Raw genomic sequence first — 13,866 nt, 5'->3', positions numbered from 1 at the left:
CCCAACAGCTCCAGCACCAACCGCTTCAGATCGGCGTTCGACAGGCCATCAAGATCCGGGGCCGGTGACATGCAGGGGATTGAATCAGAATTGTCGCTGCGCCGGAACCCCGACCCGCCAGCTCAGCCCGGACTTTTGCCAATGTTACTCTTACGCGACCTAAGCGTCTGAGTAGCTTTCGGAATGTTGTTAGGACGGGATGGTCACGACGGGTGCCAACTGTAACCCCTCGGTTGCTAGTGATTGTTTTGCGCCCTCAACAGGTTGCGCTCATCCTGACAGGATCGATGCTTGCGAGCTGAATTACATACCCTAGGTTTCTCGACAACCGTACAGCTCCGTTTCTTAGTCCTTAGAACTAGAACTTGGATCAGGATCGTGAGTTGACGACTTCACAACAAATGAGATATTTGTGAAGTCATCAACACGGACGGTCCTCATGTCAATCACTCGGTTCGCTACACGCCTCAACTCCTTCGCATCCTCGCCCCACACCTTTTGGCCGGATCTCAAGGGCAAGCCGAGCATGCTTCAGATGGCCGAGCGCGCCTCGAAAGCTCAAGGTCTGACCGACCTTGATCTCAACTTTCCCGATCACGTCAGCGACGACCCTCAAGCCGTCGCGCGGCAGATCTCCGACCTTGGCCTGTCCATCAACGGCTTGGCCATGCGCTACTACACCAACCCGGCCTTCAAGCTTGGCGCCTTCACGAATCCGGATAAAGTTGTGAGGCGAGAAGCGATCGACCTCACCAAGCGCGGCATCGATGCCGCCCGCGCGATGGGCTCGAACCTGATGACAATCTGGCTCGGCCAGGATGGTTTCGACTACAACTTCCAGGTCGACTATGCCCAGGTCTGGGACTGGGAGGTCGAAGGTATCCGTGAGGTCGCCGAGCACGATCCGGACTGCCTGATCAGCATCGAGTACAAGCCGAACGAGCCCCGTTCCTACAGCCTTCTGCCGGACGCCGCGACGACGCTTCTGGCCATTCACGAGGCGGGCTCGCCCAATCTCGGAGTGACGCTCGACTTTGCCCACGTTCTCTACGCCGATGAGCAACCGGCCTTTGTCGCGAGTCTCATTCATCGCCGCAGCCGCCTTCTGGGCGTGCACCTGAACGATGGCTACGCCAAGCGCGATGACGGCCTGATGGTTGGCGCCGTGCACCTTCGCGCCACACTCGAGCTGCTGCGGCAGATCCGCCGCGATGGCTATGACGGCGCTCTTTACTTCGACACGTTCCCGGACGCGAGCGGGCTCGACCCCGTCGCCGAATGCGAGGTCAACATCGCAACGGTCCGCCGCCTCATGGCTGCCGCCGATCGGCTCGATCATGACAATCGGCTTGGAAACGCCATCGAACGCCAGGATGCCGTTGCGTCCCAGGCGATCGTCAACGAGGCGCTGCTCGCGAGCGCCTGACCAGCATCGCGATCCGGACCGCGAGAATGTTCCGGTGACACAAGAGGAGGAAACAATGAAGTATCGCCTGAAGTCGCTCGCCGCGGCGTGTGCCCTGTCGCTCCTGGCAGGCTCCGCCCTCGCGCAGAACCTGAAGCCGCTGAACTCCGATACCGAAACGGACCGGATGTCCTGGTCCGAGCTTCAGTCGAAGCTCGGCGACGTTCCCAAGGCTCCGGCCGGAACAAAGATCGGCGGCGTGTCCAAGACGCTGACCAATGAGTATTGGCGTGCCCTGGGCGAGGGCTATGCGGCTTACGCCAAGAAGGCCGGCGCGGAGTTCGTCTACCAGGCCGCCCAGAGTGAGGGCGACCAGCTCGGCCAGCTCTCGATCGCCGAGAACCTGATCTCGCAGGGCTTCGATGCTCTTCTTGTGTCGCCGCAGACCGACTCCAATCTTCAGCCGGCCCTCGAGAGCGCCGAGTCCGCCGGCATCCCGGTGATCAACGTCAACGACGCCGTGATCCCAGCGGCGCGTAACTATGTCGGTAACGTTCAGCGTGACAACGGCGTGCGGGTGGCCAAGTGGTTTCTCGACAACCGTCCGAATGGCGGCAAGGTCGCCGTGATCGAGGGACAGGCAGGCGTCTTCGCCGCCGGCCAGCGCACCAAGGGCTTTTCCGAGACCATCAGCCAGGGTGGAAAGTTCAAGGTTGTGGCGAGCGTCCCCGGCAACTGGGATCGCCAGGTGGCTTATGATGCGGCAGCGACCATTCTCCAGCAGAACCCCGATCTGGTCGGCTTCTATGCCAACAACGACGGCATGGCTCTGGGTGTCATGGAAGCCGTGAAGGCCGCGGGCTTGAAGGACAAGGTCGTGGTGTTCGGCACGGACGGGATTTCCGATGCCTATGCCTCGATCAAGGCTGGCGATCTGACGGGAACCGTCGATTCCTTCCCGGTCCTGACCGGCGAGGTCGCGGTGGAAACGGCGCTCCGCCTCATCGGCAAGCAGAAGCTGCCCCGCGTCGTGACGACCCCGCAGGCGCTGATCACCAAGGACAACGTCGCGACTTACTCGGTCAAGGGGGACGAACTGCGCAAGGTTCTGATCTCCGCTCCCGCGAACTAGGAACGAGAAAGCAGGGCTTCCCTGGACGGGAAGCCCTGCTCAATCGGTAATGGGAGGGATGAGATGAACACTTCAGGCGATCGCCTCAGGTTGATGGACATCAGCAAGAGTTTCGGGCCGATCCAGGCGCTCGACCATGTCACCATGACCGTTGTGCCGGGAGAGGTGCACGGGCTGCTCGGTGAGAACGGTGCGGGCAAGTCGACCCTGCTGCGGATCCTGTCCGGCGCCTTTAAGCCCTCGGACGGACATGTGGAGGTCGACGGCGTTCGGTTGACCTCCACGGGTCCTGTCGCCGCACGGCGGGCCGGGATTGCAATGATCCACCAGGAACTCCAGCACGTCCCCGAGCTGACCGTGGCTCAGAACATGTTCCTGGGTCATCCGCTCAAGACCGGCGGCCTCTTTGTCGCCAGGCGCGCTCAGGAGAACGCCGCCGCCGAAGCCCTGCGCTCCCTCGATCCCACGATTGATCCGGCGGCGCCGATCCGCACGCTGAAGGTCGCACAGCGCCAGATCGTCGAGATCGCCCGCGCGGTGATGGAAGACGCCAAGATCATCGCCATGGACGAACCGACGTCCAGCCTGACGCCGGCCGAGTTCGAACGGCTCGCCGTCCTGATCCATCAGCTCGCCGCCAAGGGCGTTTCGATCATCTATGTGTCGCATAAGATGGACGAGGTCTTCCAGGTTTGCCAGGCGGCGACGATCCTGCGCGATGGCCGCAAGGTCGATGAGGTCAGACTGGCTGAGACCACGGAACAGGAGGTGGTCGCGCGGATGGTCGGTCGCGAACTGGCGACCGCCCACCACCGGGGATTTGCCACTGACGAGATCATGCTCGACGTCCGTGGCCTGTCTCGTGGTACGGCCGTGCAGGATGCAACCTTCCAGCTCCGCAAGGGCGAAGTGCTCGGCATTTCAGGCCTGATCGGGGCTGGGCGCACGGAGCTGCTGCGGCTTCTCGCCGGGGTCGACCGGCCCGATGCCGGCGAAATCCGGGTCGAGGGGCACAGCATCCCGACGGGCCGACCGCGGGTGGCGATCGCGGCCGGGCTCGGCCTCCTGCCGGAGGAACGCAAGCGCGATGGCATTGTCGCTCGCCGCTCGATCCGCTCGAACATCGGGCTCGCCTCCATGAAGCGTTTCTCGCGCTTTGGCTTCGTGCGTCGGCGGGCCCTCGCCGCCGAGAGCGAGAAGTTGATGCGCGAGATGAACCTTCGCCCGCTGATGATCGAGCGGCCGATCGGCCAGTTCAGCGGCGGCAACCAGCAGAAGGCCATCATCGGTCGCTGGATCGCGGCCGGCGCCCGCATCCTGCTGTTCGACGAACCCACCCGTGGCATCGACGTGGGCGCCAAGGCAGAAATCTACAGCCTCATCGAGCGGCTGGCGGCCGAAGGCCGGTCGGCGATCGTCGTCTCGTCCGAGCTGCCCGAGATTCTGCGCGTGGCGGACCGGGTGCTCGTGATGCGCGAGGGCCGGATCGCCGGCACGCTCGAACGCGACCAACTGAGCGAGGAGGCCATCGTGGCCCTCGCGGTTCCCCAATCGACCGACGACACCCCCATACCCCAATCCCGCCGGGAGGCTTGATCCATGTCCACCACTGATGGCGCTACCCTGGTTCCCCCTCGTCGTTCCCTGTCTCTGAGCTTCGGCCTGCGCGACGCGGGAACTCTTCTCGGCCTCCTGGCCATCGTGGCCGTGTTCGCGGTCCTGACGCCCAACTTCCTGACTGAGCGGAACCTCCTGAACATCCTCCAGCAGTCATCGATCAATGCCTGCGTGGCGCTCGGCATGACCCTGGTGATCATCGCGGGCGGCATCGATCTGTCGGTGGGGCCGACCGCGGCCATTTCAGCGATCGCGGCAGCCGCCATGATGATCGCCGGGGTGCCGATCGAGCTCGCCATTCCCGCCGCCGTCCTGCTCGGCGCCGCGGCCGGTGCGGTAAACGGCATGCTCGTTGCCTATGGCGGCTTGCAGCCCTTCATCGTCACGCTGGGAACCCTCTCGCTCTACCGCGCGTCGGCCCTCATCTATACCGGCGGCAATCCCATCCTTGGGATCCCGCCGCAGTTCCGGGCGCTCTTCAACTCCACCGTGTTCGGCGTTCCCAGTGCCGTCGTGATCGTCGCCGTGCTGGCCTTGCTCGTCTGGGTCGTGCTCAACAAGACCCCGCTCGGTGAATACTTCCTGGCGGTTGGTGGCAACGAGGAAGCCGCGCACATCGCCGGTGTCCCTGTGGCCATGACGAAGATCGCAAGCTACATGATCTCCGGCGGCCTCGCGGCCATCGCCGGCCTGATCCTGGTCGGCCGCCTGGGTGCCGCCGACCCGACGCTCGGCAACCTCTGGGAGCTCGACGCCATCGCGGCCGCCGCGATCGGCGGGGCCTCGCTGATGGGCGGCAAGGGCTCCATCGTGGGCACGCTGCTTGGGGCCATCATCCTCGGCGCCCTGCGCAACGGCCTCACGCTCCTCAACGTCCAGGCATTCTACCAATTGCTCGCCACCGGCATTATCATCCTCGTCGCCATGCTGATTGATCGTGCTACCAGGGGACGGGGATGAACTTTTCCTATAGCGATCCGAGAACCGTCGGGCCGCGCATCCGGATGATGATGCCGCATCTGACCCCCCTGGAGGGGCGGGTGGTCGATATGATCCTCGGACGCCGCGACCTCGACGAGACGACGTCGCTGAAGACCATCGCGGACGATGCCGGTGTGTCCGAAGCCATGGTCGTCAAGATCGCCAAGAAGCTCGGGTTCGCGGGCTTCAAGGATTTCCGCGCAGGGATCGTCGAATACAACCGCCTGCCGACGGCCGAGTTGCATCAGGAGCTTTCGCCGGACGACACCGGCGCGGAACTCGCCCAGAAGGTGTTCAGGACGTCGATCCATGCGATCGAGGAGACGCTCTCGATCCTGGACCCTGAGGCCCTCGAGCGGGCTGCCGATCTGATCTTCGCGGCGCACCAGCGCGACTTCTACGGTATCGGCGGCTCGGCGCAGATCGCGCGCGACGTCTCGCACAAGTTCCTGCGGATTGGGGTGCGCACCAGCGTCTTCGATGACGCGCATATGATGCTGATGTCGGCCGCACTGCTGGGCCCCAACGACGTAGCGATCGGCTTCTCCCATTCGGGAACGACCACGGCCGTGATCGAGGCCTTGGAACTGGCGCGCCGGCGCGGGGCGCGCACGATCGCTCTCACCAACTATGCCACCTCGCCGTTGGCTGAGATCGCGGACGTCGTGCTTTGCTCCACGGCGCAAGGCTCACCCCTCTTGGGCGAGAACGCCGCCGCCCGCATCGCGCAACTCGTCATCTTTGATGCTGTCTTCGCGGCCGTAGCTCAGCGTGACCTCGCGGCGGCCGAACGCAACCTTTCCGCAACGATGAAGGCCGTGACGGCCAAGAGACGAACCGCATGAACCAGTCAACCGCTCCCGCCATCGTCGTCGTTGGAAGCCTTCACTACGACATCATGGTGGATGCGCCTGATCGGCCACGGAAGGGTGAGACCGTCACGGGCTATGCCTGGCGGCCGAAGTTCGGTGGCAAGGGCGGCAATCAGGCGGTGGCAGCGGCCAAAGCGGGAGCGAGAGTCCGGATGGCCGGCGCCGTCGGCGATGACGATTTCGGGCGGTTCCTGCTGAATCGACTTGAGGCGAGTGGAGTCGACCATTCGCGGGTGGCTCGACTGACGGATGTCGGCTCGGGCATGAGCGTCGCGATCTCCGACGCAGGCGGCGACTATGGGGCGGTGATCGTGTCGGGGTCCAATCTCCGCATCAAAGAGACCGACGTGGCCGATCCCGGTCTTTGGGCTGGTGCACAGGCCTTGATCCTGCAAAACGAAGTGCCGGAAGCCATCAACCTTGCCGCCGCTCGTGCCGCGAAGGCTGCAGGAGCACGGGTGTGCCTCAATGCCGCTCCCGCCCGGGTGCTCTCGCCAGAACTGGCCGGTCTTATCGACGTCCTGATTGTCAACGCGATCGAGGCGGAGGACCTCTGCGGCATCCCGGTTCTCGACCTCGCCTCGGCGGCTGAAGCAGCAATGCAGTTGTCGTCACAATTTGGTTCGGTTGTCGTCACGGCCGGAGGCGATGGTGTCGCAGGCAGCGAGAACGGATCAACACCGATCCAAGTTCAAGCACGCCCGGTGACCCTCGTCAGCACTCACGGGGCAGGCGATGTCTTTGTCGGTAGTTTCGTAGCGTCGTGGGCGCGTGGGCAGGGGTTTTCTCAGAGTATTGAGGCAGCCAACGATGCGGCTGCAACGCATGTCTCAGCCCAAGGGGAAAGTTGATCATCGCAAGTTAGATGCGGACGGTACATCGCAAGCCTGCACTTAATCGCAACCATACGATCACCTTTAAGCAGAGTGACGGCAATGCATCATGGGCGTACGGACGAATATCGAATGTCCCTTCCTGGCACGCCTGAGACGTATGAGCTTGGTCCGCTTCAGCGCTCGAAAGCCGACGTTCGCTGGGTCGCTGGAACGTGAAACTTTGACCCAGAGCTAACTCTAGCTGTTCCAAGGCAGCATAGTTTGCATCTGCCAGGGCTCCGTAGGACTCGTTGCGCGAAATGATCACGCCGGTCTAAGGCGGAGAGTAATCAATCAGCAGACTCGGCCAACGGCGTTGCCATCCTTCGGCTTCGATCCGGCTCCGGTAGATGCCCATTTTCGAGGCGAAGGCTGGTGTTGGACGAACAAGCATGTCCAGGACGTCCTCCACACCGAAGGGTGTCAACAACTCAACGGCTTCTCCGACATGGCGAGCTGCAATGGCGGTGCAACGCTCCGCCCAGTGACGCAGCGCATCCTCGGTATCGGTATAGGCACGGTCCTTGTTCCTGAAATGCATGCGAGCCTGGTTCTTCACCGACCACTGCACATCCGGGCGGACGGCCTGGAGCGCACGCTTGATGGCCTGATCACGGTCGGCGTGTGAGTCCGACCGGCAGAAATAGATCACATCCACATCGTCCCAGGACGAGGCCCGTGGCCGCCCGCTGAGGGCATCCCACACAGCATTCCGGATGAAGCCGGCACCAATCCAACAGTCTGGCAGACTTAAGGCTTCGACAGCCTGGAGGATGCGGAGCATGTCTGGCCGGCTGTAGAGGAAGGTAAGAATGCCTTTTACCGTTCTCTCTCTGATCATCTGCCATATGAGACACGAAATCGGCCCGTTGGAAATGCGCCATCGGCCGGATCCCGTCGCGAGCATTCCGGAGTATCAAGGGGTAGTGTCAGCGCCGTGCGAGAGCTGGGTAAACCAGCTTTCTACTCGGTCTTGGACTGAGACACTGCGAAACCCTTCCGAATACGCTGAAAAGACACACTATTGTTTCTATAGATGGGCGCGCGCAGTTCGCAGACAGTCTTCTCACGCGAGCGCGGGAAGTTCGAGTGCCCATGAAAAAGGGCCGCGTCCGATCTTGCGACCGTGTTCGCGACCCTTTGAACCGTATTTGCCCCTACGGTGAGGCCTGCATATCTACCCCAAACAAGGTATGCAATAAGTACAGATCCCTAGTTCGCGACTGAATGACGTCACAATACCGTACGTAGACTTGATCTATATCAGTGACAGTGGGTGCCGAGCGGAATAGATGATTGTCATCGGGCCAATTTTTGCCCCTACGGTTCCGACACCTTCAGCGCCCTCCTCGGACGGGCGCTTTTTTCTTGGCTGCCGCAGTCTTATCCCTTCATCTCAAACTAAGGGTTTTGCGCAATGCCGGGCAGGTTTCCATGCACACGCGAGGCTGATAGAAACCTAGTCTCGTTCTAAAGTGCCAAAGCGTAACAGTGTCGTGTCTCGTGCCCCTTCCGAACCAGATGAGCAGCGCCGCAAGGCAGAAGCAGCCCACGCCCGCCTCGCCCGCCATGAGAGGCTGAGCCGCATCGCTCTGCTCCTGGTCCTGCTCGTGTGCGCCGGCCTTCTGGTTCTGGTGGTGATGTGTATCTGGAACATCCGTGGCCACTGAGGCTCTACTGGTCCTGTCAAAACGGCCTTATCGGAATCCGCTTGGGCGCCCAGAATGCCGTCTTGTGACACATCACGGAAGGAACATCTTGGTCGGGTCATGAGGCGGTGAGCGGACCTTCATTTCATCTGCCGTTCGTTACTGATTGACCCGAAGGCGACGTTCGGCAGCTAACAAGGGTCGGAACAAGAACTGATAGGGTAGACGCCCCCCAACGGCCTTGGTGTGCCACAGTGGAGGTGTTGATGAGCACCACTTGAGGGAGGCGTCCATGGGAGAGGTTAGCACAATCGGGTTGGATCTGGCGAAGAATGTCTTTCAGGCGCACGGGGCTGATGCATCAGGAGCTGTGCTGTTCCGTAAGAAGCTGCGGCAGCACCAAGTGCTCACCTTCTTCGCAGCCCAGCCGCCCTGCACGGTGGCGATGGAGGCCTGTAGCAGTTCGCATCACTGGGCGCGCGAGATCAGCAGGCTTGGTCATCAAGTCCGATTGATCCCGCCGGCTTACGTGTAGCCGTTCGTCAAGCGGCAGAAGAATGATGCGGCCGATGCCGAGGCGATCTGCGAGGCAGCCCAGCGCCCGACCATGCGCTTTGTGGCGCCTAAGAGCGAACAGGCTCAAGCCGCAGCGATCGTGTTCCGGGCCCGCGACCTCCTGGTGCGGCAGCGAACCCAGATCATCAATGCCCTGCGCGGGCATCTGGCCGAGTTCGGGCTCATCGTGGCCAAAGGCCCGGCTCACGTTCCACACCTGTTGCAGGCTGTCGAGGATGAGGCAGAGCCGATCCCGGAACTCGCCCGACCGATTCTCCGGATGCTCGTCGAGACGCTCCATCGGCTGGATGAGCAGATTGCAGGTTTGGACCGCGAGGTTGCCCGGCGGGCCAAGGAGGATGAGACGGCGCGTCGGCTGATGACCATTCCCGGTGTCGGTCCGGTCACCGCGGTGGCCTTGGCGGCGCTGGCCCCTCCGGCTGAGACCTTTAGGTGCGGGAGGGACTTCGCCGCGTGGGTCGGTCTTACCCCGCTCCAACGCTCCACAGGCGGAAAGCAGAAGCTCGGAGCCACCTCGAAGATGGGCGAGCGAACGCTGCGCCGCCTGCTCATCATCGGCGCGAACAGTGTCTTACTCCAGGTCGCCCGCAACGGAGCGCCGTCTGGATCATGGATTGCACGGATGGTGGCACACAAGCCGCCGATGCTGGTGCGAGTGGCGCTGGCCAATAAGATGGCTCGCATCGTCTGGGCGCTACTGGCACGCGGTGAAGTCTATCGGGCTCCTGCCGCGGCTGCGTAGGCAGTTGCGGCTGTGAGGCTGTTGGGGCGTAGGAAGGTCGAAGGAGAGAGATGGCGCAACGGTCATTGAGACGGGATCAGATAAACCAGCTTGAGCACGAGAGCTTCGAGCGCGTAGAACTGATTGGGACCTGATCCGCGTACTCCCATCCGGGCCCGCGGCATGTGAGCCGCATTAAGGCCGCACACATGTCCGCATCAGACCTGCGCGCTGTACCAAACCTGAAGATTCTTCTTGCGTTACCAGGGGCGTCTACACATGCTCCCAAGCACGATGATCTGGTGAGAACGCGGAGGGTTGCCTCAGGGGTCCGTGAGCCAGGTGCCATGCAGGGTCGTGAACCGCTCCTGGATCCAGTCGACGAATACCCGGACCTGTGGAGCGAGGTAGCGCTTGCTGGGATAGAGAACGGACACCGGGCGCGGCAGTGGACGGAACGGGATCAGGATCTCGCGCAGCCTTCCGTCCGCCAGATAACGGTCGACGAGAACGCCGGGCACCTGGACGATGCCAAACCCCGATACGGCGCATTCCACGTAGGCATGGGAGTCGTTGACCAAGATCGCACCCTTCGGCGTGAGGACCGTTGGCTGGCCGTCCTCCAGGAAATGCCAGGGAAGGGGCCTACGGTTCGATCCCGATAGGAAGTTCACGCTCCGGTGCTCAGGCAGATCCGAGAGGCCGATCGGTTCGCCGAACTCCTCCAGATAGCGAGGTGATGCACAAGTGACCATCAGGGCGGCCCCGATCCGCCGGACAACCATGCTGGAGTCCTTGAGCTCTCCAATGCGCAGGACGCAGTCGACGCCCTCTGCAACCATATCGACGTTGCGGTCCGTGACACCGAGCACGAGATCCACATCCGGATAGGTACGCGTGAACTCCCGCAGGCTGTCGGTGAAATTTGCCTGAGCGAACGCGGACGGGATATCGATCCTCAACTTCCCTCGTAGCGACCCTCCAGGGCGACCGAACATCGAGGTTGCTTCGGCTACGCTGCGAAGGATTTCCTCGGCCCGCTCATAGAATGACGCGCCTTCGGTGCTCAAGGTCACCTTGCGTGTCGTCCGCTGGAAGAGGCGCACGCCCAGTGATGCCTCAAGGTCTCTGATGGAGAGGGTGACCTGGGGGCGCCCGATGTTCAGGGCTTCGGCGGCTCGAGTGAAGCTGCCGAAGTCCGCAACCTTCAGGAAGATGCGCATCGATTGAAGCAGGTCCACAGGTCCTCCGCGCTTGCGAAAAGCAAGATCGATGTGTCCGGGCTGCCGGTTTGAACGACCATCTCTCCGATTATGCGACAGAATAATCCAGCCTTCATTGTTTCGAAACGCCGAACATATGTTGATCGCGGGATCAAATCGATCGCCGCCGCCGGAGTTCTTAGACTCAGACGCGATATGATTACGATGGAACATAATCTGACCTCGTCACATCGTGGGTTTGCCCGCGTGTTCAAAGACGGCGGACTCACCTTCGGGTTCATTGCGCCCCTTGAGGCCTATCCCCACGGCCCAGCTCCGACCATGCACGACCACGCGAGGCTGGCACGGCTTGCCGACGATGCCGGGTTCACGGCAATTTGGCTGCGGGACGTTCCCTTCCATGATCCGTCCTTCGGCGACCTCGGGCAGGTCTTCGACCCGATGGCCTATGCTGGCTGGCTCGCGGCTGCGACCAGCCGGATCACCATCGGCACTGCCGGCATCGTCCTGCCACTGCGGGATCCCCTCTTGGTGGCCAAGCAGGCGACCACGCTGAACCATCTCACGCGCAACCGCTTCGTCCTCGGGCTCTCCTCAGGTGACCGGCCCTTGGAATACCCAGCCTTCGGGGCAGAGTTCGAGAACCGCGCGAGCCGCTTCCGGGACGCGTCCGCTCTCATCCGTACCGTGACAGAGCAGGAATTTCCACGGCATCGCAGCGAGTTCTACGGCACCCTCGACGGCAGCCTCGACCTCGTTCCCAAGCCCGTGTCGCCGCGCCTGCCGATGATCGCAATCGGCCGGGCCGGGCAGACCGTCGAGTGGCTGGCCGCTCATGTGGACGGTTGGATCGGGCACCAGAGCAATTTCAACCGCATGGCGGAGCTGACCGCCCAATGGCGGTCGGTGTTGCAAGGGGCCTTCAAACCCTACGGCTACGGCACGTTCTTCGACCTCGACCGTGACCCGGACGCACCCTTGCGCGTCGGACAGGGCATCAGCGTGGGACGCAAGGCCCTGCGCGAGCTTTGGAAGCGCCAGGAAGCCGAGGGCGTGTCCCACGTCGCCCTGAACATGAAGATGTCCCGCCGTCCGGCCGAGGAGGTCTTGGACGAGCTCGGCGAGCATCTCCTGCCGCATTTCCCATCACATCGATAATCAAGGAAAGGAAGCAAGCTATGGCGCGCATCGTGCGATTTCATGAATACGGCGATCCGAATGTCCTCAGGATCGAGGACGTGGAGCTGCCGGCACTGGAGCATGACGAGGTGCGGATCTCAGTCCGCAGCATCGGCCTGAACCGGGCCGAATCCATGTTCCGGCGCAACGCCTATGTCCAGCAGGCTGTCTTCCCCAGCAGGCTTGGATACGAGGCTTCGGGCGTTGTCGAAAGCGTCGGCTCCTCCGTCAGCGAGTTCAGGAAGGGAGATGTCGTCAGCGTCATTCCGACCTCGGACATGAGCCGCTGGAGCACCTACGGTGAGATCGCCCATCTCCCGGCGAAGATGTTGGTCGAGCACCCCGAAAATTTGTCCTTCGAGGAGGCTGCGGCGTCCTGGATGCAGTACGTGACTGCATGGGGCGCACTCGTCGACCAGGCCAAACTGAAGTCGGGCGAGTTCGTGCTCGTTACCGCGGCCTCGAGCAGCGTGGGGCTCGCCGCCTTCCAGGTCGCCCGCATGGCCGGCGCGACCGTGATCGCGACCACCCGAACCAGTGCCAAGCGCCAGGCCCTGCTCGACGCTGGAGCGCATCATGTCGTGGCAACCGAGGAGGAGGATCTGGTCGCCCGCGTGATGGAACTGACGGGCGGAAAAGGCGCACGGGTCGTTTTTGACCCCATCGGTGGGCCGATGTTCGATGCCTTGACCAAGTGCATGTCGCGTGGCGGCATTCTGCTCGAATACGGTGCGCTCAGCTCGGAACCCACCCCTTTACCGCAGTTTACCGTGCTTGGGAAGAGCCTGACCCTCAAGGGGTATCTTTACAATGAGATCATCGAGGATGACGCGGCGCTGTCCCGCGCGAAGGCATTCATCACCGATGGACTGGCTTCGGGCAAGCTAAAGCCCATCATAGCAAAGGTGTTTCCCTTCGATCAGATCCAAGACGCGACAAGGTATCTGGAGTCGAATGAGCAAGTCGGCAAGGTTATCGTGAACGTCTAGTCATTAAAGCCCCCATCGCTTCTCACCGTCGAGCTGTGGGGGCAGAGCGCCGGCTTCGTGACGCGCACCCGCGATCCGGCTGACGAGCGCCGCGTGCTGGTCGACCTGACACCCCACAGCCGTGCCTTTGAGGCCGAGATCCGGGGCATCCCCGACAAGATCAAGTAGGCCTGCCAACTCACAGACCAGGGCGTGGACGAACTCCGTCGCACGCTCGAAGCGCTCGCCCACCCGGCGAGCGAGTGAAACCCTCAGGAATTTGTAGGAGATCCAATCATGAAGATCGGCATCTTGGGCACTGGCCACATCGGCAAGACCCTGGTTCGAACGCTGAGTGCAGCCGGACATGACGTGAAGGTAGCCAACTCCCGTGGTCCGGACACGATCAAGCCGGACGTGCTGTCTTCTGGCGGTCGCGCGGTCACGGCGGCGGAAGCGCTAGCCGTTCTTATGCATGGGAAGGTTGATGAAGGCTGGCGAGTGTAGCTTAAGCACTTGAAGCAGCGTAGGATTTGGTTGTTGAGACTAATCCCTGCCACCAATTGCCCTGTGCCACACTCGCCATGCCGGACGATACACCTGCCACCTTCCCGTTTCCAGCCGTTGGCCGCAAGAAGATCACCGCTGCTTTCGACGGTGGGCGCCTG

Annotated in this window: 11 protein-coding genes and 2 pseudogenes; 11 read left to right on the top strand and 2 right to left on the bottom strand. The window is 62.3% G+C overall.

The features are described from left to right. Positions 1–439: 439 nt before the first annotated feature. The 6 genes from FS320_RS27520 (at position 440) to FS320_RS27495 (ending at position 6,858) form a co-directional block, all read left to right on the top strand. Positions 440–1,426 (top strand): sugar phosphate isomerase/epimerase family protein, encoded by a 987-nt coding sequence (locus FS320_RS27520; protein WP_152715338.1) that lies wholly within the window; start codon positions 440–442, stop codon positions 1,424–1,426. Positions 1,427–1,481: 55 nt separating this feature from the next. Next, the gene (locus tag FS320_RS27515) at positions 1,482–2,537 is read left to right on the top strand and encodes a sugar ABC transporter substrate-binding protein (RefSeq protein ID WP_152715336.1); all 1,056 of its coding nucleotides are present in this window, start codon (positions 1,482–1,484) and stop codon (positions 2,535–2,537) included. Positions 2,538–2,600: 63 nt separating this feature from the next. Beyond that, positions 2,601–4,133, top strand: a complete 1,533-nt coding sequence (locus FS320_RS27510; protein ID WP_152715334.1) for a sugar ABC transporter ATP-binding protein — start codon at positions 2,601–2,603, stop codon at positions 4,131–4,133. A 3-nt stretch (positions 4,134–4,136) separates the two neighbouring features. After that, positions 4,137–5,114 carry an ABC transporter permease gene (locus tag FS320_RS27505; RefSeq protein ID WP_152715332.1) on the top strand — a complete coding sequence of 326 codons (978 nt, stop codon included), beginning with the start codon at positions 4,137–4,139 and terminating at the stop codon, positions 5,112–5,114. Further along, positions 5,111–5,980, top strand: coding sequence for a MurR/RpiR family transcriptional regulator (locus tag FS320_RS27500; protein WP_152715330.1), 870 nt, complete (start codon positions 5,111–5,113; stop codon positions 5,978–5,980). The genes FS320_RS27505 and FS320_RS27500 overlap by 4 nt, the downstream gene beginning before the upstream one ends. Then, positions 5,977–6,858 (top strand): PfkB family carbohydrate kinase, encoded by an 882-nt coding sequence (locus FS320_RS27495; protein WP_152715328.1) that lies wholly within the window; start codon positions 5,977–5,979, stop codon positions 6,856–6,858. Before FS320_RS27500 ends, FS320_RS27495 begins: the two co-directional genes overlap by 4 nt. A 298-nt stretch (positions 6,859–7,156) precedes the next feature. On the opposite strand, the gene FS320_RS27490 is transcribed toward FS320_RS27495, so the two are convergent. Continuing rightward, positions 7,157–7,666 (bottom strand): nucleotidyltransferase family protein, encoded by a 510-nt coding sequence (locus FS320_RS27490; protein WP_202882903.1) that lies wholly within the window; start codon positions 7,664–7,666, stop codon positions 7,157–7,159. A gap of 712 nt (positions 7,667–8,378) precedes the next feature. Here FS320_RS27490 and FS320_RS45315 point away from each other — a divergent pair. Together FS320_RS45315 and FS320_RS27485 are read left to right on the top strand one after the other, a co-directional pair. Then, positions 8,379–8,552 carry a hypothetical protein gene (locus FS320_RS45315; protein ID WP_153885336.1) on the top strand — a complete coding sequence of 58 codons (174 nt, stop codon included), beginning with the start codon at positions 8,379–8,381 and terminating at the stop codon, positions 8,550–8,552. Between the two features lie 271 nt (positions 8,553–8,823). Beyond that, positions 8,824–9,849 (top strand): annotated as a pseudogene (locus tag FS320_RS27485) (IS110 family RNA-guided transposase). Positions 9,850–10,151: 302 nt separating this feature from the next. On the opposite strand, the gene FS320_RS27480 reads toward FS320_RS27485, so the two are convergent. Then, a complete protein-coding gene (locus FS320_RS27480) occupies positions 10,152–11,069 on the bottom strand; it encodes a LysR substrate-binding domain-containing protein (protein WP_162003341.1) in 918 nt (305 codons plus the stop codon). A 186-nt stretch (positions 11,070–11,255) separates the two neighbouring features. On the opposite strand from FS320_RS27480, the gene FS320_RS27475 reads away from it, so the two are divergent. The 3 genes and pseudogenes from FS320_RS27475 to FS320_RS27460 all read left to right on the top strand — a co-directional run. Next, positions 11,256–12,209, top strand: coding sequence for an LLM class oxidoreductase (locus tag FS320_RS27475; protein WP_152715324.1), 954 nt, complete (start codon positions 11,256–11,258; stop codon positions 12,207–12,209). Positions 12,210–12,229: 20 nt separating this feature from the next. Then, entirely contained in the window at positions 12,230–13,219 is a 990-nt protein-coding gene (locus tag FS320_RS27470; protein ID WP_152715322.1) for a zinc-dependent alcohol dehydrogenase family protein, read from the top strand. A gap of 276 nt (positions 13,220–13,495) precedes the next feature. Beyond that, positions 13,496–13,660 (top strand): annotated as a pseudogene (locus FS320_RS27460) (NAD(P)-binding domain-containing protein); the annotation flags it as partial. Between the last annotated feature and the right edge of the window lie 206 nt (positions 13,661–13,866).

This window comes from Microvirga tunisiensis (assembly GCF_009296175.1).
Classification (GTDB): Bacteria; Pseudomonadota; Alphaproteobacteria; order Rhizobiales; family Beijerinckiaceae; genus Microvirga; species Microvirga tunisiensis.
This window is presented reverse-complemented; position numbering and strand designations above follow the sequence as displayed.

Excerpts from the sequence above, each read along its gene's own strand:
- FS320_RS27520 (WP_152715338.1), top strand. The coding sequence starts at position 440 with ATGTCAATCACTCGGTTCGCTACACGCCTCAACTCCTTCGCATCCTCG.
- FS320_RS27515 (WP_152715336.1), top strand. The coding sequence starts at position 1,482 with ATGAAGTATCGCCTGAAGTCGCTCGCCGCGGCGTGTGCCCTGTCGCTC.
- FS320_RS27510 (WP_152715334.1), top strand. The coding sequence starts at position 2,601 with ATGAACACTTCAGGCGATCGCCTCAGGTTGATGGACATCAGCAAGAGT.
- FS320_RS27505 (WP_152715332.1), top strand. The coding sequence starts at position 4,137 with ATGTCCACCACTGATGGCGCTACCCTGGTTCCCCCTCGTCGTTCCCTG.
- FS320_RS27500 (WP_152715330.1), top strand. The coding sequence starts at position 5,111 with ATGAACTTTTCCTATAGCGATCCGAGAACCGTCGGGCCGCGCATCCGG.
- FS320_RS27495 (WP_152715328.1), top strand. The coding sequence starts at position 5,977 with ATGAACCAGTCAACCGCTCCCGCCATCGTCGTCGTTGGAAGCCTTCAC.
- FS320_RS27490 (WP_202882903.1), bottom strand. The coding sequence starts at position 7,666 with ATGCTCCGCATCCTCCAGGCTGTCGAAGCCTTAAGTCTGCCAGACTGT.
- FS320_RS27475 (WP_152715324.1), top strand. The coding sequence starts at position 11,256 with ATGGAACATAATCTGACCTCGTCACATCGTGGGTTTGCCCGCGTGTTC.
- FS320_RS27470 (WP_152715322.1), top strand. The coding sequence starts at position 12,230 with ATGGCGCGCATCGTGCGATTTCATGAATACGGCGATCCGAATGTCCTC.